Raw genomic sequence first — 20642 nt, 5'->3', positions numbered from 1 at the left:
TTAAACAGCTCATTTTTAGCACATTTATCTATCTAAGGAGCTAAATTAGGCCTCGCTCAGCAAACGAAACACAAGTTTCACCGCCAACAATGATGTGATCGAGCACACTTATGTCGACCAATTGCAGCGCTTGTTGTAATTTATTAGTGATGAGTTTATCTGCTTGGCTTGGCTCTGCAATGCCACTTGGGTGATTATGGGCAAAAATAACAGCAGCCGCATTATTCTTTAGCGCAGCCTTTACCACTTCACGCGGATAAACACTGGCAGAATTAATTGTGCCATAAAAAAGTATTTCGTCTTTAACTAAACGATTTTGACTATCGAGATATAACACCATAAACACTTCTTGCTGCAAACCACGCATTTGAATTATAAGGTAATCGTAGACTGAATTTGGCGAATTAAATACGGCGTCTCGCTGGCAACGTTCCTGCATGTAACGTTGACTTAACTCAAGTACAGCTTGTAGCTGCACATACTTAGCAGTTCCTAATCCCTTTTGAGAGCAAAACTCTTCAATACTGGCGTTAAATAAATTATGCAGTGTTTTATTTTCATTCAATAAATGTTGAGCCAGCTCAATAACATTCATACCCGGTAACCCAGTACGTAAAAATATAGCTAGAAGCTCTGCATCACTTAATGCTTTGGCCCCTTTTTCAATGAGCTTTTCACGAGGGCGAAGTGAATTAGGTAGTGCAGTGAGTTGCATTATTCATCCTTGAGGAGCAAAAGTGTTCTATAAATGTAATGCAAAATTCAAATTTTGCCCGTTATTTTAGTATTAAAACTTAGCTCAATAAGCAAAGATTTGTTATTTTAGACACAATATTAAATAAGACTGATAAACAACCATGATCACTTTAACGAACAAAAAAATTGTACTTGGCATTAGCGGTGGTATTGCGGCTTATAAATGCGCTGAGCTAGTAAGGCGATTAAAAGATTCTGGTTGTGAAGTAAAAGTAGTCATGACTGAATCCGCTAAGCACTTTATTACACCATTGACTATGCAAGCTGTAAGCGGCGAAATTGTCTCAGATTCATTATTAGACCCTTCAGCCGAAGCTGCAATGGGCCATATTGAATTTGCAAAATGGGCTGATCTAATTTTAGTTGCCCCTGCAACGTGTAATATTATCGCCAAAATGGTCGCTGGTATTGCTGATGATTTACTAACTACGCTGCTACTGGCGACACCTGCAAAAGTAGCTGTTGCGCCAGCAATGAATCAACAAATGTATGCCCACGCAGCCACACAGGCTAACTTGGCAACGCTAAAGGCACGTAACGTACTTATTTGGGGGCCAGGCAAAGGCGAGCAAGCTTGTGGCGATGTTGGCGCAGGACGCATGCTAGAGCCACATGAACTTGTCCAGCTATGTATTACAAAAGAGCACCCACAACTGCTTGTTGGCAAAACAATTACAATAACAGCAGGTCCAACGCGAGAGCCACTCGATCCGGTGCGTTTTATATCAAATCACAGCTCAGGGAAGATGGGCTACGCACTTGCAGAAGCGGCTTTATTACTTGGCGCAAAGGTTAACTTAATTTCAGGCCCTGTAACTATAAAAGCCCCTACTGGCGCAAATCTTATTAATATAGAAAGCGCTGAGCAGTTATTAACTGAATCACTTGCTTACGCGCCACAATCAGATGCTTTTATTGGCTGTGCTGCTGTTGCAGATTACCGAGCTGCAAATATTGCGACTCAAAAAATGAAAAAGCAAGGCGACGAACTCACACTGACTTTAACTAAAAACCCTGACGTAATTGCTGCTGTTGCTAATCTTAAGCAAAACCGCCCTTATACAGTAGGGTTTGCCGCTGAAACACAAAACGTAGAAAACTACGCTAAAGGTAAACTAAAAAACAAAAACCTAGATATGATTTGCGCTAATGACGTGTCAAAAAGTGGCTTAGGGTTTAATTCCGATCATAATGCTTTAACACTGTACTGGCATAATGAACAACTAGAATTACCACCAACAAGTAAAACAGAAATAGCTCGCAAGGTGATCGAACAGCTGGCCAAACATCTATAAAAAGGCTGGAAACAAACTGAATAAAACATTAACATACGCCATTCATTTGAACAAAAAATGACTAGGGTTCTTAACTGCGCCACTAAGAATAACTAATAAAAAGGAATGTTCATGCCTGCGACAAAAAGAAGTAATCGCAAAGAGCAAATACTGCAAGCACTCGCACAAATGCTAGAAACCAGCCCAGGGCAACGAATCACTACAGCTAAGCTAGCTGCTGAGGTAGGTGTATCTGAAGCTGCGCTATATCGCCACTTTCCGAGCAAAGCACGTATGTTTGAGGGCTTAATTGAGTTTATTGAAGATACTCTTTTATCGCGCATTAACCTTATTTTAGAAAACGAAAAAGAAAGCCAAGCACGTATATATAATATTTTATTGCTGCTACTCACATTTGCTGAAAAAAACCCAGGTATTACACGTATTCTAACTGGCGATGCTCTGCAAGGTGAACAAGAGCGATTACGTGAGCGTGTACAAAGTTTTTTTGAAAAACTAGAAACTCAGTTTAAACAAGTACTTCGTGAGAGAAAGCTTCGTGAAGGTAAAAACTTTCAAAGTGATGAGCTTACGCTTGCAAACTTTTTACTTGCTTACGTTGAAGGAAAAATGAATCAGTTTGTACGTAGCGACTTTAAAGTTAAACCAAGTACTCAATTTGAAAAACAATGGCTTGAGCTACAAAAAATTTGGCTGTAATGTTTGCTAAATTAATAAATTAAATACGATAAAACGACCTACGGGTCGTTTTATCGTATATAGCTGCCATTTATCTGATCCGCTCGAATTATGAACCAAACTCGTTACAATGAAACAATGTCATAATACGAGAATCAATAATGAAAACAAAACTCACCTTATTAAGCACGGCACTCATTGCCAGCTTAACTAGCACCGGCATACACGCCAAAGAATCGCTACAATTTAAAGACATATTTAGTTTTAAATCAGCTAAAAGCACGCAACTATCTGACAATGGCCAAGTACTCACTTTTAGTGCAACGCCGTATCGTGGAAATGCAACTGGCCAAGTTTACTCACTACAAAGCAATACACTCATCGCAGAAGTAGAACGCGGTACAAAGCCTCATATTAGTAAGGCCGCTAACTGGGTCGCTTTTACACAAGTACCTACCTTACTTGAAAAAGAAACAACCAAAAAAAAAGACACACTTAAAAACAATCTGGTACTCGTAAACACACAATCAGGTGCTCAACAAAGCTTTGCTGATGTAAAAGATTACACGTTATCTGATGATGGTATGTGGCTTGCTTATCGTTTAAATAAAAAAGACGATGACGCAAAAGTAGAAGATAAAACCGATAGCACTAAAAACGAAGAAGACAACGCTATCACGCCCGATAAAAAAGATAAGAGCTATCCACTTGTTATCGTAAATTTATCTGATAAACGCAGCCATACAATAGAAAACGTATTTAGCTACGCTATTAACTCAGCTAACAGCCAGCTATTAGTGAGTCAAAGTTACAGCGACGGTAATAACAACCAAATAGCGTTAATTGAGCTAAGTGACTTTAATAGCAGTGTATTAATTGATGAACCGGGCGTAATCGCAAATAAAATAGCGTGGCACCCAACTGACAATATTGCAGCATTTACATTGGGTAACTATGTAAATGATGACACGCGCCGTCGAAGCTACACTTTACAGCTATATAAAAACGAGAAGCTTGCAACTATAGATTCACCTAATAAAGCATGGACGCTAGGTAAAACAGCATCCCTTAAATGGTCAGAAAATGGCGAGCGCTTATATTTTGAAAACCATCCAAAATTAGCAGCTAAAGTAAAAGCCAAAGAATATACCGACGAAGCCTCATTGTACGACTTTGATACCATACGTGAACATAAAGGTTTAGATGTATGGCACAACAACGATGCGCAAATAAAACCGCGTGAAGAACAGCAATGGAACGAAGTTAATAAAAACCGCCATTACAGCGCGGTATATCACGTTAACTCGCAAAAAGTGGTACAGCTCAGTACCACTAATATGCCTGAGGTTGCACTAAACCCTCAGCGAGATGTATCTTTACTTGGCTCATCTAACATCCCCTACCTAGAAAAAATAATGTACGGCGGTTTTTTTGCTGATTACTTTGCAGTAAATATAAATACCGGTAAACAAACTCCAATTATTAACAACTACCCGTTTAGACCGAGCCTTGCCCCTAATGGTGAGTTTGCAGCTTATTTTAGCGACAGCCAAATACAGTTAAAAGATTTAAAAAATAATAAAGTAACACCGCTTACAAATGCGATTCAGGCAACCTTTGCTGATGATAAACACGACTACCCGTCTACTCAGCCTGGTTATGGTTTTGCTGGCTGGATGACCGATAGCAGCCAAGTGCTTGCTTATAGTAAATACGATATTTGGGCATTTGACGTAAAAACGCAGCAAGCTAAACGCCTAACTAATGGTAAGCAAAGCAATACGCAGTACCGTGTTATTAAGCTTGATAAAACCCAAGTGGGCTTTAAAAAAGACGATACATTACTTGTCTCTGCTATTAACTTACAAACTAAACAAAGCGAAGTTGCAAAACTCGACTTAACCACTAACACAATAACCAAAGTACTTAGTGGTAATAAACGCTTTGATATGGTTAAAAAAGCCAAAAAGGCTGACAAGTACTTATTTACCTCGCAAACTTATAGCCAATTTCCTGATTACTACCAAACTGATTTTAGCTTTAGCGCACCAAAACAAGTGACCACGCTAAACCCACAAATTAGTAATTTTGCATGGGGCGAAAAGCCAGAACTAATAAGCTATAAAGGTTTTGATGGCGAAGACTTACAAGGCGTACTAATAAAACCAGCGGGCTATAAAAAAGGCGATAAAGTACCTGTGGTTGTGTATTTTTACCGTTACATGAGCCAGCGTATGTATGACTTTCCAAAAATGGAATTAAACCATCGCCCTAATTTTCCTATGTTTACCTCAAACGGTTATGCGGTATTTTTACCTGATATTCGCTTTGAAATAGGTCACCCGGGTAAATCGTCAACGCAAACCATGATAAACGCCACCCAAAAGCTTATTGATTTAGGTATAGCTGATAAAAACAAAATTGGCTTACAAGGGCACTCATGGGCAGGTTATCAAAGTGCGTTTATGATAACCCAAACAGATATGTTCAAAGCGGTTGTATCAGGTGCACCAGTATCAAACATGACCAGTGCTTATAGCGGCATTCGATTAAAATCGGGGCTTGCTCGTCAATTCCAATACGAAACAGGGCAAAGCCGTATAGGTAAAAACTTATTTGAAGCCCCTGAACTTTATATAGAAAATTCACCTGTATTTTTTGCAGACAAGGTGAATACGCCTATTTTGATAATGTCTGGTGATAAAGATGATGCCGTACCTTGGCATGAAAGCGTGCAGTACTACTTAGCACTTCGTCGTGCAGGTAAAGATGCAACCTTTTTACAATACGAAGGTGAACCGCATCACTTGAAAAAGTTTCCTAATCAGGTCGACTTTTCAGTGCGTATGATGCAGTATTTTGATCATTACTTAAAAGGTAAACCTGCTGCTAAATGGATGGTTGAAGGTGAGGCCTTTATTAAAGAGTAGTACCAATCTGCATAGAGTTAAATAGACCTCATATCTAAACAGGTTGGTATAATACCAACCTGTTTAAATCTTTGATCAATTTAACGAATTAAATTGCACTATTACGTCGTTAAAAGTTTTTTATTTAGAACACTAGATACAAAAATTTTTGCCTAGTTCTAGCGTAATTTTCTTAACGTTAAATAGACCCCATATATAAGCAGATTGGTATAAGATAATCACCCTTTCAATAAAAAGCCGATATTACATAGTAATATCGGCTTTTTATTGAAAAATCACAGTTACATGATTTTTAGCTACAAAAAAACCGCGTATAAAACGCGGCTTTTAAATGCTTTTTAATTACAGACCAGCACGGTCTTTAATTACAGCAATAAGTGGTGAACCAGCATGGTTACCTTCAGCCCAAGCGATATCTGCGCCATCAGCTAATGAACTTTTTGAAAGGTTTTTAACAATGTATTCACCAGTACCTACTGCGTTGCTTGCAACTGCATGGCGTAATAAGTTATTACCATTACATTGTATTGCATCGTAGATATTACGAATTTTTACACGAGAACTTTTAAGTTTACTACGTAAACGGTTTTTATCGTCCGCTGCTATATACTCGCAAATAGATACAGCTAATTGATCTTCAGCGTTTGCAGGCGCTACATACGAAAATGAACCTACTGCAATAGCAGTAACAATAACTAGCTTTGGTAATTTAAACATGAAAAACCCTTTATGGTACTTTTTACCTATGTTGATTGGTTAATATTGTACCAACACACGTAGATTTTCGCAATAATGTTATTGAATTTTATATAAAGTTACGAATTTATAACTAGATTTGTTTTTATTATCAGGCTGCATACTTAACTCTTCTTTAAGCTCCCATTTAGCAATTTTTTGATAATCTGGGAATTGTGTATCGCCTTCTACATCTAAATCTATAAACGTTAAATATAAGCGCTCTGCACGCTCTAAAAACTGCTGATAAATATTTCCACCACCAATGATCATTACTTCTTCAGCGTCAGAAACTAAATTCAATGCGGCCTCTGGTGTTGCTACCGTTTCAATTCCATCAGCTTGATACCCAAGATTACGAGTAATAATAATATTACGTCGCCCAGGCAGAGGACGTCCGATAGATTCAAAAGTTTTACGACCCATAATTACAGGCTTACCTGTAGTCACTTTTTTAAAATGCTGAAGATCTGCAGGTAAATGCCATGGCATTTTATTATCTAGGCCAATTACACGGTTATTTGCCATTGCTGCAATCATTGAAATTATCATATTAAATACCTAGTACTTTATTTTTAAACAAAGAAAAAGGAGCATAAGCTCCTTTTTATAAATTCTATTTAATTAGCGCTCGTAGACAACTTCTACGTCGTAATCATCTTCATCCCAGTCGTCCCAATCATCATCATTGCCTTTACCTTTAGTGGCTTTTTCATGATAGGTATCCCACTTGAATTCAATCTCTTCATCTTCAACCTGTACAAACTTCTCTTTAGGCATGCTATCGAGCAGTGTCATTATGTTGTGAATTAAAGGTTGAGTATTGAGTTTATTAATCGCTGAAATGTGATAAATATTTTCAGTTTCGCCCAGTTCTTCTGCAATAGCTTCACATAACGCTTTTGCTTCGTCCTCTGGTAATAAGTCTATTTTATTAAAAACTAACCAACGTGGCTTTTCAGCTAATTTAGGGCTGTATTGATGTAACTCGTTAATAATCGAGAATGCATTATCAACAGGGTTTGAACCATCTACCGGCATTACATCGATAATGTGTAATAACACACGACAACGCTCTAAATGCTTCAAGAAGCGGATGCCTAAGCCTGCACCATCAGATGCACCTTCAATTAAGCCTGGTATGTCAGCTATTACAAATGATTTATTCGCTTCTGGACGCACTACACCCAAATTAGGAATAAGCGTTGTAAACGGGTAATCAGCTACTTTAGGCCTTGCTGCTGATACACTACGGATAAACGTAGATTTACCTGCGTTAGGAAGCCCTAGTAAGCCTACATCCGCTAATAGTAGCAACTCTAATTTTAAATTACGTACTTCGCCTTCAGTACCCAAGGTTTTTTGACGAGGTGCTCGGTTAGTACTTGATTTAAAACGTGCATTCCCCAAGCCGTGGAAACCACCTTTTGCAACCAAAATACGTTGACCATGTTGCGTTAAATCACCAAGTCCCTCTTGGGTATCAACATCCATGATACGTGTGCCTACAGGCACCATAACAAATAAGTCATCGGCTTTTCGGCCTGTACAGTTACGGCTACGACCGTTAGTACCACGTTCAGCTCTATGGAAACGCTCAAACTGATAATCAATGAGGGTATTTAAGTTTTCATCAGCTTGTAGATAAACACTACCACCGTCTCCACCGTCACCGCCGTCTGGTCCACCATCTGGAACATATTTTTCACGACGGAAAGACACGATGCCGCTGCCACCGTCTCCAGCTTCTGCGCGAATTTCTACTTCATCTACAAACTTCATGATTACTCACTTTAGGGATTGGCTTGTTAATTTAACTATTATATACCGAAGCCAAGCTGATTGCAGGCTTGGCTTGGGTATATATTTTTTTCTTAAAACAAAAAACCCCGCAAAAGCGGGGTTTTTTAACTACCTTACTGATTACTCAGTTACGATAGTTACGTATTTACGGTTTAAAGGACCTTTCTGTTCAAACTGAACTTTACCATCTGCTTTTGCGAAGATAGTGTGGTCTTTACCGATACCTACGTTTGTACCAGGGTGGAAACGAGTTCCACGCTGACGAACAATGATGCTACCCGCTAGAACTGATTCGCCACCAAAACGCTTAACACCTAGGCGTTTGCTTTCTGAATCGCGACCGTTACGAGTACTACCAGCTGCTTTTTTATGTGCCATTTCTAAGTACCTCTAATTAAGCGCTAATGCTAGTGATTTTAACTTCAGTGAACCATTGACGATGGCCCATTTGCTTACGAGAATGCTTACGGCGTCTAAATTTAACAACCTTAATCTTCTCACCGCGACCATGTGAAACAACCTCAGCTGTTATCTTGCCACCGTTTACGAACGGTACACCGATCTCGATTTTCTCACCATCAGCAACTAAAAGTACTGAATCAAATTCTACTGCCGCACCAGTTTCAACGTCTAATTTTTCAAGACGAATCGTTTGACCTTCAGTCACACGATGCTGTTTACCACCACTTTGGAAAACCGCGTACATAATTAACTCCGTCTGTGCACCCTCAAATCGGTGCAACTAAAATATTCTTCGATAGGGCGCGAAGTTTACGCTAACGCGAAATAACTAGCAAGCCTATTTTGTAATTAAAATGAATAAAAAGTAGCTGCATTGAGAGTAATTCAATATTTCCCCCAGTTTATATTAATTGACCCTTTTGCCAAGTGCTTTTTAGCTGTTAAGCGAAATAAGTTAATGCGCTTAAATAGAGCTCTCGCTGTATAATATCTAAGCGCGACTCAGACTGCATATTGGTTATCTATTAATCAGTTATCTCAACCAATTAAGCTCTTATTCAGTACTTTAATAGTGTTTTTTCAATCAATCGTCACAAAATATCGAGCTAGTGCATTTTTTGTTGTACAATCTGCGCCGTTCACACATAAAAATTGGCTCGGAGATCAATGGATATAAAAGCTATCCAGGCGTTAATCGAAAGCGATATGAATGACGTCAATCAACTTATACATGCGCAAATGCGCTCAGATGTGGCGTTAGTTAATCAGCTTGGTTTATATATAGTTAGCAGTGGCGGCAAACGTGTTCGTCCAATGCTCGCAATTTTAGCAGCCAAGGCGCTCGGTTATCAGGGTAAAGATCACATAACACTTGCAACAATTGTTGAGTTTATCCATACAGCAACGCTATTGCATGATGATGTTGTAGATGAATCAAACTTACGACGTGGCACGCCTACAGCAAATGCTGAATTTGGTAATGCTGCTAGCGTATTAGTTGGTGACTTTATTTACACTCGCTCATTTCAGCTTATGGTTGGCCTTGGAAAAATGCAGATTATGCAAGTACTTGCCGATGCAACAAACATTATTGCTGAAGGTGAAGTATTACAGTTAATGAACTGCAATGACCCAGATACGACTGAAGCCAGCTATATGCAGGTTATTTACTCTAAAACGGCTAAATTATTTGAAGCAGCTACAGGCCTTGCTGCCATTATCACAGAGCAAGACCAAACGACACTTGATGCACTAAACCTATACGGTATGCATTTAGGTACTGCGTTTCAACTAGTAGATGACGTACTCGATTACAATGCAGACGCTGAGCAGCTAGGTAAAAACATTGGCGATGATTTAGCTGAAGGCAAACCAACCCTTCCGCTTATTTATGCTATGCAACACGGTAGCGAGCAGCAAACGCAACTTATTCGTGATGCAATAGAGCACAGTAATGGTATGGAGCATTTAGAAGAAATTTTAACTGCACTAAAACAAACTAATGCGCTTGAGTTTACAATGCAAAAAGCAGAGCTTGAGGCCGAAAAAGCCATTGCCTGTTTAGACTTTTTAGCTGAGTCTGACTATAAGCAAGCACTTATAAGCCTTGCCCGTATTGCGGTTGACCGCGACCACTAGTTTTAACTAGTTACACAGTGTGACATTAATTCTGAGCAATAAAAAAGCCTGCAAATGCAGGCTTTTTTGTTGCTTAAACCGGCTATTACGCCATGAAATCAACACCTTCTTTGATGTCTTTTTTCAATGTTTCAAGCATGTCATTTTTTGCTTTTGTTTCAAATGCGCTTAGTTCGCCGTAAGAAAGAATTTCTTCTACGCCGTTTTTACCTAAACGTACTGGATGTGCAAAGTACTCTGCATCGCCATTTTCAACAGCAACGTAAGCGTAATCTACAACTTCTTCACCTTGTAGGCCTTCAACTAAAGACATACAAAAACGAGCTGCAGCAGCACCCATAGATAGCGTAGCTGAACCACCGCCTGCTTTAGCATTTACAACTTCAGTACCCGCATTTTGGATACGTGGAGTAAGTGCAGCAACTTCTTCATCTGTGAAAGAAACACCTTCAACTTGAGAAAGTAGAGGCAGAATCGTTGTGCCTGAGTGACCACCAATTACTGGTACTTTTACAGTTGCTACGTCTACGCCTTTAAGTTCAGCAACAAATGCTTCTGAACGAATAACGTCAAGCGTAGTAATACCGAATACGCGTTTAGCGTCGTAAGTACCTGCTTTTTTGAATACTTCAGCAACAATTGGAACTGTGCCGTTTACTGGGTTAGTAATAATACCTACTAACGCTTTAGGACAGCTGGCAACAATGCCTTCTGCTAACGTTTTGATGATGCCAGCATTTACATTGAATAAATCAGCACGATCCATACCTGGTTTACGTGGCATACCCGCTGGTATAAGCACGATGTCAGAACCTTCAAGCGCTTTATTTAAATCGTCTGCGCCAAAGCCTGCAACTTTAACATCTGTTGGGATGTGAGAAAGGTCAACCGCAACACCTGGTACTACTGGTGCAACATCATAAAGTGATAATTCAGAGCCAGCTGGTAAGCCTGTTTTTAATAATAAAGACAACGCTTGGCCGATACCGCCTGCAGCACCTAATACAGCAACTTTCATTGGAATTCTCCGTCATTTGAGGTAGGAAATATTTGTGGCTCTTAAGATAATGAAATTAGCGACTAAAAACAAATTTATCCTGTCTATTTCAAGTATATTTTCGACCATAGTCGTAAACTTTTGTGATTTAACGCATCAAACTGGCAAGTTAACTAAACAACTGCTGCATAATTATTCATTATTGTGTAGAATTTGCAGCATAAATAACAAAAATGAATAAAGACTATGCAACCACAAGATAAACAAGAAGCACTGGTAAAAGCATTTAAATCGCTTTTAAAAGAAGAAAACTTTGGCTCTCAAGGCGAAATAGTTGATGCGTTAAAAGAGCAAGGCTTTGACAATATAAGCCAAAGTAAAGTATCACGCATGTTAAGTAAGTTTGGCGCTGTACGCACACGTAATGCCAAGCAAGAAATGGTTTACTGCTTACCTGCTGAAATGGGTGTACCTACGGCTAAAAGCCCATTACGCCAATTAGTAATCGACATTATGCACAACGAAATGATGATCATCATTCGTACCAGCCCAGGTGCGGCTCAGCTTATTGCACGTTTATTAGATTCATTAGGTAAAGCAGATGGCGTACTAGGAACTATTGCCGGCGATGACACTATTTTTATCGCCCCGGCTAAAATATCTGAAATAGACGTGACACTTGAACGCGTTCGCATTTTATTTGATACGGTTTGATTATTAATCGTAATTAAATCTGTTTTAAAAATCCGACCGAAGGTGCAAAAAAAGCAGAACCCATATCGGCTTGAGTAAAATCAAGCCAGTGGTCGTAACAATCACCTTCGCCTAAACGGCTTTTAAGTATTTTTTCGAACGCGGTTCCTGTACATGCACATGTAATTGATAACATTCCCTGCTCATACACATCGCCATAAGGCATGCTTTGATTTAATAGTAGCGGTTGCCCATCTTCGTCTTTTAGTTCACTACGCGAAGCATGGCTGGTTTCGATCGCGGGGGTAATTAGTGTGTTATCAAGGCGCGTACGACCCATTATTTGCTCTTGCTCACTTAATGATAAATGCTGCCACACAGTTAAGTCATGCTTATAACGTTGTACATGAATATAACTTCCTTGATCTTCAAAGCTACCCGGTTTATTTATTAGTGCCGTCGCACGCTTTTTTCTACCATGAGCAGAATCGCCACCATAAATAAAGCCATTAAAGTCTCGTCCATCTAAAAAGCGAAAATTACGAACCTGCTCTACCAGCTCTACATCAGGAGCAAATAACTTTAATACTTGCAGGGCAAATAAATGGTTAACGTCTTCACGGTCAGAGCGAATTTGCACAAACAAATCACACGGTTGCACGCTCATTTGGTGATCGCTGTGATTTATATTAGGAAAGCTCTGTAATTCGCTTGGAATGTACTCAGGAAGGATATGTGGCCAATATTGCGCACCAATAGCGACCATACAAGAGAGCATTGATTCTGAAAACTGATCGCTAAATTCTTCTTCAATAGCGCTTACTTGCTTTAGTTTTACGCGTAACGATTCATCTTGACCATCAAACACATTAAAAAATAAGTGCAAACCGTGTAAGTTTGCTTCAGCACAAATCCCTGATTGCGCTTGCGCCATTGTTATTCCTTAGTTTTATAGATAAAAACACAGCGAATAACAAATTAATTATGATTCGAAAAAGTTCACCGTGTGAGGTTTTATTTTTATTATAACCTGCTCATTTTTTTCAAATGATTGGTCATATTGTGCAGCAACTTCAACTTCTTGCTCAGCAATAACGACAGTGTAAACATACGCTGAACCAATAAAGCGACTACTTAATATTGTAGCTCGTTCACAGTGTCTGTCACATAGATTATCACTTACCAATTCAATCTGGTGAGGACGAACATATATTTTCCCTACACTCGCTCTATGCTCATGTCCAATATATGATTTAACTAAGCCAAACGGTGTATTATATTCAGTTGTCGTTAATACTTCTGCCTCTAAGTATATGCCTTGACCCAGAAACTCTGCAACCTCCTTTGAGCTTGGGGCTGCAAAAAGCTGTTCTGGCGTGCCTTGTTGCGCAATTTTACCGCGATGCATAATGGCAAGTGTATCGGAAAAGGCAAATGCCTCTTCTTTTGAGTGCGTAACAAATACAGCAGAGACTTGTGTTGCCTTAATAATTCGACGTATATCGGCAATTAATTCAAAGCGTACTTGTGTGTCGATGTTTGAAAAAGGCTCATCAAGCAATAACAAACTAGGTTTATAAGCTAATGCACGAGCGATAGCGACGCGTTGCTGTTGGCCACCCGATAACTGATGAGGAAATCTATCGGCACAGCCAATTAAATGAACAAGCTTAAGCATTTCATCAACACGTTGCTGCTTTTGGGCTTTACTCATTTTACTAAGCCCAAATGCGATATTATTTGCCACCGTTAAATGCGGAAACAATGCATAGTCTTGAAACATCATGCCGATGTTACGATGCTCAGGTGAGACAAAAGATTGCTCATCACTCACTAATTTACCGTCTATAAAAATAGACCCTTGCTTGGCTTCAATTAAACCTGCAATGGCTTTTAATGTGGTTGTTTTACCGCAACCACTTGCACCGAGCAGACAAACAATTTCATCTTTGCCCACTGTTAAATCTAAATCATGAATAACCTTTGTACCGTTATAGTGATAGCTCACGCCTTGTAAAATTAAACTACTCATTTAACTACGTTGCTCCATAGAACGATTAATAAAATACAAAGGAATAAACCCGACAATAACAATAAATAATGCCGAAATTGAAGCAAGCTCTAACTGCTCGTCACTCACATACTGAAATACATGAGTTGCTAAGCTTTCAAAATTAAACGGTCTGAGCAATAACGCCGCAGGTAGCTCTTTCATGCACTCAATAAACACCAGTAATGCCGCCGTAAGTAGTCCACGGCGTAATAAAGGTAGATGTATTAAACGCAATGTTTGCCCTTGGCTTTTACCCATTGATTGACTTGCCATATCGAGTGATGGGCTAATGCGTAAAAAACTCGATTCTATCGCTCCGTGTGCGATGGCATAAAACCTAACAATGTAAGCAATAATAATAGTAAGAATACTGCCTGTAAGCAGTAAACCTATATCTAAATTATATGGTTCGAGCGCTTCATTGATGGTGTTTTCTAATAATGTAAGTGGTAATAAAACAGCAATAGCGAGCACTGTACCAGGCAATGCATAGCCCGTACTGGCTAAACGCCCAGGAATAAGCGGATACGTTTGCTTTGCAACACGCTGATAAAAAACCACAAAAATACTCAACGTAATGGTTATTACACTCACTATCCCTGCTACTTTTAAACTTTGCCAAGCATAGCTAAAAAACTCAATGTTCCACGCTTTATCAAAGTAGGTAATTGCGTAGTTTACGAGTACTGCAATGGGAATTAAAAAAGCGATAAGTAAAATAAAGCCACAAAATGCAGTTGCTAGCCAAGCCGACTTTCCTTTTAATACATAGAGAGATTCGCTATTTACACTTGATTGGCGCTCAAATACCGCTTGGTTACGGCGGCTAAAGCGTTCTGCCATTAATGCCAAAAATAAAAGTAAGAGCATTACACCCGATATTTTAGCGGCCGCTGTAAGCGAATAATAACCAAACCATGTGTCATATACGGCGGTCGTTAATGTGCTCACGGCAAAATAGCTGACGGTTGCAAAGTCAGCCATAGTTTCCATACTAATGAGTGCAAGAGCCGCAACAATTGCGCCGCGAGAGAGCACTAAACTTACTTTAAAAAAACTTTGTTTAGGAGATAGCCCCATTAATTGACTAGCTTGTACTAATTTGAATGACTGTTCGCGAAGGGCTGTTTTAAAAATTAAAAATAAATACGGGTAAAGTACCAAGGCAATCATAACGATAGCGCCAGGTAGTGTACGTATATCAAAAAACCAATAGTCACTAGGTGATTGCCAGCCAAACCATTTTCTAAGTGCTATTTGCACAGGGCCCGCATAGTCTAATAAATCAGTGTATACATAGGCAATAATATAGGTAGGCATAGCAAGGGGCAGCATAAGTGCCCATTCAAACTGCTTTTTACCAGGAAAACTACAGTAAGCAGTAAGCCAACCGAGTGGCAGCGCAATAGCACAGCTAAGCACACAAACGCCTAAAACCAGCAACACAGTATTAGTAATGTAATCCCAAAGCACTGTATCCCAAAGATGAGAAAACACCTCAGAGTTACCTTGCAGAGATTCAAAAAGAAGAAAAAACAACGGGGCCGACAGAATCAAACCCGTCGACCACGCAAAGAGCTGCCATTTAGACAGCTTAAATTTATAAGTCATTAAAGATCGAACTTCACCTCATCAATCAGCTTAAGCGCTAACGGACGATATTTACTGATCTCATCGAGTGGCAAGCTGTCTTCCTTAAAGCTCCCCCAAGACGCAACCAAACTGGATAATTGCACACCTGGCTTAACTGGATACTCCATATTTAGTGAGGCATACATGTTTTGTGCTTTATTGTCGGTCATATACTCTATGAGTTTCAAGGCATTTTCAGGATTTTTAGCGAACTTAGTAATAACCGCACCCGATACATTTATGTGCGAGCCACGATTAATTTGGTTCGGGAAATTAATATTTACCGCTTCCGCCCAACCTTTTTGTTCTTTATCTTGCAACATTTTTCCAAGGTAATAACTATTACCTAACGCTAAATTGCACAAACCTTCTTTAACAGCTTTAACTTGAGCACGGTCGTTACCTTGGGGTTTGCGCGCTAAATTAGCTTTGACGCCTTCAAGCCATGTTTTAGTATCAGCCTTACCATGGTGAGCTATCATTGATGCAACAAGCCCCAAATTATAAGGATGCTTACCCGAACGAGTGCAAATTTGACCTTTATATTTAGGATCAGCCAACTCTTCATAAGTTAGGTTTGGTAACGCACCTACTCGCTCTTTTGATGAATAAACATTACGCACACGCTTTGTTAGCGCAACCCACTGGCCTTCGCCATCACGAAATGCTGCAGGCACATTATTATTTACGCTGTCACTTTTAATAGTTTGCGTTAACTTTAAATCTTCTAATTGAATAAGTGCACTAAAGTTAGAAGTTAGTACTAAGTCGGCTTTGCTATGTTTTCCCTCGCGCTTAACACGTTCAATTAATCCTTTTTTAGCAAAAACAACATTCGTTTGGATGCCGGTTTGTTTTGTAAAATCATCCAAAATTGGCTGTATTAAAAACGGTTGGCGAAAAGAGTAAATATTAACGACGTCGTTTGCAAAGGCTGGCGCCGATACTATTAATCCTAAAGTGATAGCGAGTGTCTTCATTATTCCACCTAAATAATAATTATTATCAAATAATTCTACCGTGAACAGTTAAAAAGTGCACACCTTAAATAGCTGTAAGTAGGTAAAAGGTGTCTAAAACAGAAATGTCATGTAAGACATCTCTCACGGATGTGACAGCCAATGAGTAAAAAGCAACATATAAAACAAGCATTAATTAAATAACCAATTGAAAATAAAGAATTAATAAACTTTAGCTATTGCATAAATACTAATTAAATATAGTTTCAGCCCTATTTAAGTTGCTCCATTCACCTATAATTTACTCATCAACCAAGCAGTGATGCTTATCGATTAAATACAAGCAAATTATTTATTCGACCAACCAATGATTAGGTTACCAAGGAAATACGGATTTTAGGACAGGCTCAGTATGAGTAACACAATGGAATGTTGTAAAAATGGATAGCATCAGGAAGGTGCGAAAGGGATAACAACAAGGGTTTAAGTTGTTTGACAGGATGTTTAAGGAATAGATGGACAGGCCTTTTAGGCAACACAATGGATTGATTAATACACGGATGCACTAGGAAGTGCAATGGAAGGATTTGGTAATAGTATTTACCTTACAGGATGTTCAGGAATTAAAGGAGACAGGCCCGGATAGCCTAGATTACATAGAACTAAAAAGTAATATTGTAATAACATGGATTAGTAAAAATTGGAGTTGATTAAGTTCAATTGCAGGATGCAGAAAATTAGAAGATTCCGCAAGCGCGCCTAGAGATAGAGCGCGCTTTTCTTTGCATAGGTAATTAAGTCAAACATATTAATAATAGAGGAAATAGCAATCTCATCAGCTTCAGAGCACAACTTATATGAAGGAACATAAATAGTTTATGGATATAAATTTTAAATCGAGTAAAAACGTCTCCACACTTAATAGCCCAGTAAATAGCACAGCAGAGTATATTTGTATTTTTACAGCACCTACCCCAAAAGAAAATCCTTATTCTGCTTTGTTTAATCCAGAAGGATTCGATTTTTCTAACATGTCTATGAGTGAGTTTAAAACGATACTCAACGTTATTATTCAATTAGAAAGTGATATCAGAACAACCCAAAGAGGTGAAACCGCCCGTGATGACGAATTTAGTTATCAATTAAATAAGCTAGCAAATGCAATAGGCCGCACAAATTTTAATGGTAAAGTTAATATTAATAAGTATTTTTTAAAAAGAGTAGAAGAAGCAAAAAAAATGGAAAGCAGTGACTTCCATTCATTTAGTCAAGTGCATACAAGTATGAATCAACTATATGAAACAGTTGTAAAGTTAACATCTGAAGAAAATTTTACAGCACTTCAAAATAAAGCGATAGCTTACTTAGAATACACGAGCAAACAATCGGCTTAAGTTAGCTCTGATCAGACTCAGGCCTGCCTTTATTACGTTTACCTAATAAATACGCATCGCGAAACTTTATAAAATGTTGCTCAAGCTTTGTTGATGCATCCATTTCGCCCGCAAGTGCTAATACCATAATAGCCACTTCAGCAGTGCCTAGTTGATGTGCATGAGGGGCTACACGTAATCGGTAATCAGATAGTTTATCAGCAGTAACAGAAAGCACTGGTAGGTTATCTAAATAGGGACTTTTACGAATCATTTTCTTTGCTTCTCGCCACGTACCATCTAAAAATATAAATAGCGGCTTTTTACCTAATTCAATACTCACTTCGGTAATAGCTCTGCCCTCTTCTACATCTTCAGCGGGAAACACGACCATTGGCTGATACTGCGAATCATTTATTAAAGCTAAAAGCGCTGGGTTAGGATCTGTTCTGTCCCATCTAAAAGCGTGATTATCAGGTACTATTTCAGCAATTAAACGCCCTGTATTAGAAGGTTTAAAGCTTTCATTATGGTACATCAATAAACAGACCGCAGCCGTGCAATCAGCCTGTTCAACACCTTTACAAATACAGTAGTGCTTAGCTATTAAGCATTGCTCACAGCGATCTAATTTACCACCTCGAGCATTAAACTCTCGACGGGATTCACTTATTTGTTGAGCGCGTAATGCCAAAACTGAGTTTTTCACTGTATTTACCTTCAATTAATTAAGCGCGCATTGTAACGACTTCTTGTTATTTAATCTTATATTTATAGCCATACCAACCTGCATAAATCTTTGATCAATTTAACGAATTAAATTGCACTATAACTTCGTTAAAATTTTTTTATTTAGAACAACTAGATACAAAAAATTTTGCCTAGTTCTAGCGTAATTTTCTTAACGTTAAATAGACCCCATATATAAGCAGATTGGTATCATTGAATTAATTCAACATCTCTCAAATTAAAAATCAGACATAAAAAAACCCAACCTAAGTTGGGTTTTTCAAACAAATGCTAAAGAGTTAAATTACTTCTTTTTAACTGCTTTTTTGTTTGGTAGGTCAGTGATCGAACCTTCAAAAATTTCAGCTGCAAGGCCGATTGATTCGTTCAATGTTGGGTGAGCATGAATTGTAAGCGCTAAGTCTTCACCATCAGCACCCATTTCAATACCTAAACCGATTTCGCCAAGCATTTCGCCCGCGTTAATACCGATCATAGCACCACCGATTATACGGCCACTTTCTTTATCAAAGATAAGTTTAGTAGAACCTTCAGTACGAGCAGATGCAATTGCACGACCAGATGCTGCCCACGGGAATACCGCAGTTTCAACTTTTAAGCCTTGCTCTTTTGCTTCTTTCTCAGTAACACCTACCCAAGCGATTTCTGGGTCAGTATACGCTATTGAAGGAATACATTTAGGGTCGAAGAAATGCTTCTGACCAGAAATAACTTCTGCAGCAACATGACCTTCATGAACCGCTTTATGCGCAAGCATAGGCTGGCCAACTAAGTCACCAATTGCAAAAATATGGCTTACATTAGTACGTAATTGCTTATCAACATTAATAAAGCCACGCTCATCAACGTTTACGCCCGCTTTTTCAGCATCAAGTAAGTTACCGTTTGGAGTACGGCCAACTGCAACAAGTACTTTGTCGTAACGTACTGGTTCTGCTGGTGCGTTTTTACCTTCAAATGTTACGTATAAGCCGTCTTCTTTAGCTTCAACACCAACAACTTTAGTTGAAAGCATTACGTTGAATTTTTTGCTTACGTATTTTTGGTAAATTTTGATAATGTCTTTATCAGCTGCTGGTACTAATTGATCAGCAAATTCTACAACATCAATTGCAGAACCTAGCGCACGGTATACCGTACCCATTTCAAGACCGATAATACCACCACCCAATACAAGTAGCTTTTCTGGTACATCTTTAAGCTCTAGCGCGCCAGTTGAATCAATTACGCGGTCATCTTGTGGGATGAAAGGTAAGTTAACTGGTTTAGAACCGGCTGCAATAATCGCGTTATCAAACGTGATAGTTGTAGCGCCGTCTGCGCCTTCAACTACTAAAGTATTGCTGCCCGTGAATTTGCCGTATCCAGATACAACTTTCACTTTACGCATTTTGGCCATACCTTCTAGTCCACCAGTTAACTGGCCAACTACAGAATCTTTCCAAGTACGAACTTGGTCAAGATCGATTTTTGGTGCGCCAAAAGTAACACCGTGAGATGACATTTCAGCTGCGTCATCAATCACTTTAGCTACGTGTAAAAGTGCTTTAGAAGGAATACAACCAACATTAAGACATACGCCACCTAATGTTTCGCGAGATTCTACTAATGTAACTTCTAAGCCCAAGTCAGCAGCACGGAAAGCCGCAGAATAACCACCAGGACCACCGCCTAGTACAACAACTTGAGTTTTTAATTCGTTGCTCATGCTTTTACCTTAATTGTTTGAACGGGACACTGCCCTAAAATTTAACTGCCATGTTTCTGCAAGGCAGAAAGAGTGAGCAGCGCACAAAGTGATGCAATTCGTACAAAGATTGTATCATTGCAAATGGTAAAAATCCCAGCTAAAAACAACTGGCTGGGATTTGATTCTATTTATTTTATT

General features: G+C 39.0%; 19 protein-coding genes. 6 read left to right on the top strand and 13 right to left on the bottom strand.

Annotated features, from left to right (window positions below; genetic code table 11):
• Positions 1-40: 40 nt before the first annotated feature.
• Complete coding sequence (gene radC / locus LOS73_RS02305; protein ID WP_457934407.1) at positions 41-715, bottom strand: RadC family protein; 675 nt, start codon at positions 713-715, stop codon at positions 41-43.
• 142 nt (positions 716-857) lie between these two features.
• On the opposite strand from radC, the gene coaBC reads away from it, so the two are divergent.
• The 3 genes from coaBC (at position 858) to LOS73_RS02290 (ending at position 5659) form a co-directional block, all read left to right on the top strand.
• Positions 858-2051, top strand: a complete 1194-nt coding sequence (gene coaBC, locus LOS73_RS02300; protein WP_033040877.1) for a bifunctional phosphopantothenoylcysteine decarboxylase/phosphopantothenate--cysteine ligase CoaBC — start codon at positions 858-860, stop codon at positions 2049-2051.
• Positions 2052-2162: 111 nt separating this feature from the next.
• Positions 2163-2750, top strand: a complete 588-nt coding sequence (gene slmA / locus LOS73_RS02295) for a nucleoid occlusion factor SlmA (RefSeq protein WP_007378613.1) — start codon at positions 2163-2165, stop codon at positions 2748-2750.
• 140 nt (positions 2751-2890) lie between these two features.
• Positions 2891-5659, top strand: a complete 2769-nt coding sequence (locus tag LOS73_RS02290) for a S9 family peptidase (RefSeq protein ID WP_457934406.1) — start codon at positions 2891-2893, stop codon at positions 5657-5659.
• A 342-nt stretch (positions 5660-6001) separates the two neighbouring features.
• Here the strand turns inward: LOS73_RS02290 and LOS73_RS02285 are convergent, their stop codons facing one another.
• The 5 genes from LOS73_RS02285 to rplU all read right to left on the bottom strand — a co-directional run bounded on the left by LOS73_RS02285 (position 6002) and on the right by rplU (position 8903).
• On the bottom strand, positions 6002-6376 hold the full coding sequence (locus LOS73_RS02285) for a DUF3718 domain-containing protein (protein WP_007378736.1): 375 nt from the start codon (positions 6374-6376) through the stop codon (positions 6002-6004).
• Positions 6377-6454: 78 nt separating this feature from the next.
• Positions 6455-6946 carry a type 3 dihydrofolate reductase gene (gene folA / locus LOS73_RS02280; protein WP_007378735.1) on the bottom strand — a complete coding sequence of 164 codons (492 nt, stop codon included), beginning with the start codon at positions 6944-6946 and terminating at the stop codon, positions 6455-6457.
• 72 nt (positions 6947-7018) lie between these two features.
• Positions 7019-8176, bottom strand: a complete 1158-nt coding sequence (gene cgtA, locus LOS73_RS02275; RefSeq protein WP_007378734.1) for an Obg family GTPase CgtA — start codon at positions 8174-8176, stop codon at positions 7019-7021.
• 141 nt (positions 8177-8317) lie between these two features.
• Positions 8318-8575: a 50S ribosomal protein L27 gene (rpmA, locus tag LOS73_RS02270; RefSeq protein WP_002957747.1), complete on the bottom strand. Its 258-nt coding sequence runs from the start codon at positions 8573-8575 to the stop codon at positions 8318-8320.
• Positions 8576-8591: 16 nt separating this feature from the next.
• Positions 8592-8903 carry a 50S ribosomal protein L21 gene (gene rplU, locus LOS73_RS02265; RefSeq protein WP_002957748.1) on the bottom strand — a complete coding sequence of 104 codons (312 nt, stop codon included), beginning with the start codon at positions 8901-8903 and terminating at the stop codon, positions 8592-8594.
• Positions 8904-9325: 422 nt separating this feature from the next.
• Between rplU and ispB the strand changes: the two genes are divergently transcribed.
• Positions 9326-10297, top strand: coding sequence for an octaprenyl diphosphate synthase (gene ispB, locus LOS73_RS02260; RefSeq protein WP_033038669.1), 972 nt, complete (start codon positions 9326-9328; stop codon positions 10295-10297).
• 85 nt (positions 10298-10382) lie between these two features.
• Here the strand turns inward: ispB and mdh are convergent, their stop codons facing one another.
• Positions 10383-11315: a malate dehydrogenase gene (gene mdh / locus LOS73_RS02255; RefSeq protein ID WP_457934405.1), complete on the bottom strand. Its 933-nt coding sequence runs from the start codon at positions 11313-11315 to the stop codon at positions 10383-10385.
• Between the two features lie 225 nt (positions 11316-11540).
• Here mdh and argR point away from each other — a divergent pair, with 225 nt between their 5' ends.
• Positions 11541-12008 carry a transcriptional regulator ArgR gene (argR, locus tag LOS73_RS02250; protein WP_006794541.1) on the top strand — a complete coding sequence of 156 codons (468 nt, stop codon included), beginning with the start codon at positions 11541-11543 and terminating at the stop codon, positions 12006-12008.
• A 13-nt stretch (positions 12009-12021) separates the two neighbouring features.
• On the opposite strand, the gene LOS73_RS02245 is transcribed toward argR, so the two are convergent.
• The 4 genes from LOS73_RS02245 to LOS73_RS02230 are packed head-to-tail and all read right to left on the bottom strand — an operon-like array spanning position 12022 to position 16655.
• The gene (locus LOS73_RS02245) at positions 12022-12921 is read right to left on the bottom strand and encodes a Dyp-type peroxidase (protein ID WP_007378732.1); all 900 of its coding nucleotides are present in this window, start codon (positions 12919-12921) and stop codon (positions 12022-12024) included.
• 48 nt (positions 12922-12969) lie between these two features.
• Entirely contained in the window at positions 12970-14019 is a 1050-nt protein-coding gene (locus LOS73_RS02240; RefSeq protein WP_457934404.1) for an ABC transporter ATP-binding protein, read from the bottom strand.
• The gene (locus LOS73_RS02235) at positions 14020-15651 is read right to left on the bottom strand and encodes an ABC transporter permease (RefSeq protein WP_033023849.1); all 1632 of its coding nucleotides are present in this window, start codon (positions 15649-15651) and stop codon (positions 14020-14022) included.
• Positions 15651-16655, bottom strand: a complete 1005-nt coding sequence (locus LOS73_RS02230) for an extracellular solute-binding protein (RefSeq protein ID WP_033015947.1) — start codon at positions 16653-16655, stop codon at positions 15651-15653. The genes LOS73_RS02235 and LOS73_RS02230 overlap by 1 nt, the downstream gene beginning before the upstream one ends.
• Before the next feature lie 854 nt (positions 16656-17509).
• Between LOS73_RS02230 and LOS73_RS02225 the strand changes: the two genes are divergently transcribed.
• A complete protein-coding gene (locus tag LOS73_RS02225; protein WP_008136817.1) occupies positions 17510-18025 on the top strand; it encodes a hypothetical protein in 516 nt (171 codons plus the stop codon).
• A 1-nt stretch (position 18026) separates the two neighbouring features.
• Here LOS73_RS02225 and LOS73_RS02220 read toward each other — a convergent pair whose 3' ends face one another.
• Both LOS73_RS02220 and lpdA read right to left on the bottom strand, forming a co-directional pair.
• Positions 18027-18713 carry a tRNA-uridine aminocarboxypropyltransferase gene (locus tag LOS73_RS02220; protein WP_007378727.1) on the bottom strand — a complete coding sequence of 229 codons (687 nt, stop codon included), beginning with the start codon at positions 18711-18713 and terminating at the stop codon, positions 18027-18029.
• A gap of 324 nt (positions 18714-19037) precedes the next feature.
• Positions 19038-20462: a dihydrolipoyl dehydrogenase gene (gene lpdA, locus LOS73_RS02215; RefSeq protein ID WP_007378726.1), complete on the bottom strand. Its 1425-nt coding sequence runs from the start codon at positions 20460-20462 to the stop codon at positions 19038-19040.
• Positions 20463-20642: the final 180 nt, after the last annotated feature.

The sequence above is a fragment of the Pseudoalteromonas sp. SCSIO 43210 genome, assembly GCF_054133285.1.
The sequence above is the reverse complement of the archived record's forward strand: the minus strand, read 5'-3'. Positions and strand labels throughout refer to the sequence as shown.

Coding starts and splice junctions, on each gene's coding strand:
- LOS73_RS02245 (WP_007378732.1), bottom strand. CDS start 12,921: ATGGCGCAAGCGCAATCAGGGATTTGTGCTGAAGCAAACTTACACGGT.
- slmA (WP_007378613.1), top strand. CDS start 2,163: ATGCCTGCGACAAAAAGAAGTAATCGCAAAGAGCAAATACTGCAAGCA.
- LOS73_RS02290 (WP_457934406.1), top strand. CDS start 2,891: ATGAAAACAAAACTCACCTTATTAAGCACGGCACTCATTGCCAGCTTA.
- radC (WP_457934407.1), bottom strand. CDS start 715: ATGCAACTCACTGCACTACCTAATTCACTTCGCCCTCGTGAAAAGCTC.
- coaBC (WP_033040877.1), top strand. CDS start 858: ATGATCACTTTAACGAACAAAAAAATTGTACTTGGCATTAGCGGTGGT.
- ispB (WP_033038669.1), top strand. CDS start 9,326: ATGGATATAAAAGCTATCCAGGCGTTAATCGAAAGCGATATGAATGAC.
- argR (WP_006794541.1), top strand. CDS start 11,541: ATGCAACCACAAGATAAACAAGAAGCACTGGTAAAAGCATTTAAATCG.
- LOS73_RS02235 (WP_033023849.1), bottom strand. CDS start 15,651: ATGACTTATAAATTTAAGCTGTCTAAATGGCAGCTCTTTGCGTGGTCG.
- rplU (WP_002957748.1), bottom strand. CDS start 8,903: ATGTACGCGGTTTTCCAAAGTGGTGGTAAACAGCATCGTGTGACTGAA.
- cgtA (WP_007378734.1), bottom strand. CDS start 8,176: ATGAAGTTTGTAGATGAAGTAGAAATTCGCGCAGAAGCTGGAGACGGT.
- LOS73_RS02285 (WP_007378736.1), bottom strand. CDS start 6,376: ATGTTTAAATTACCAAAGCTAGTTATTGTTACTGCTATTGCAGTAGGT.
- lpdA (WP_007378726.1), bottom strand. CDS start 20,462: ATGAGCAACGAATTAAAAACTCAAGTTGTTGTACTAGGCGGTGGTCCT.
- rpmA (WP_002957747.1), bottom strand. CDS start 8,575: ATGGCACATAAAAAAGCAGCTGGTAGTACTCGTAACGGTCGCGATTCA.
- folA (WP_007378735.1), bottom strand. CDS start 6,946: ATGATAATTTCAATGATTGCAGCAATGGCAAATAACCGTGTAATTGGC.
- LOS73_RS02225 (WP_008136817.1), top strand. CDS start 17,510: ATGGATATAAATTTTAAATCGAGTAAAAACGTCTCCACACTTAATAGC.
- mdh (WP_457934405.1), bottom strand. CDS start 11,315: ATGAAAGTTGCTGTATTAGGTGCTGCAGGCGGTATCGGCCAAGCGTTG.
- LOS73_RS02240 (WP_457934404.1), bottom strand. CDS start 14,019: ATGAGTAGTTTAATTTTACAAGGCGTGAGCTATCACTATAACGGTACA.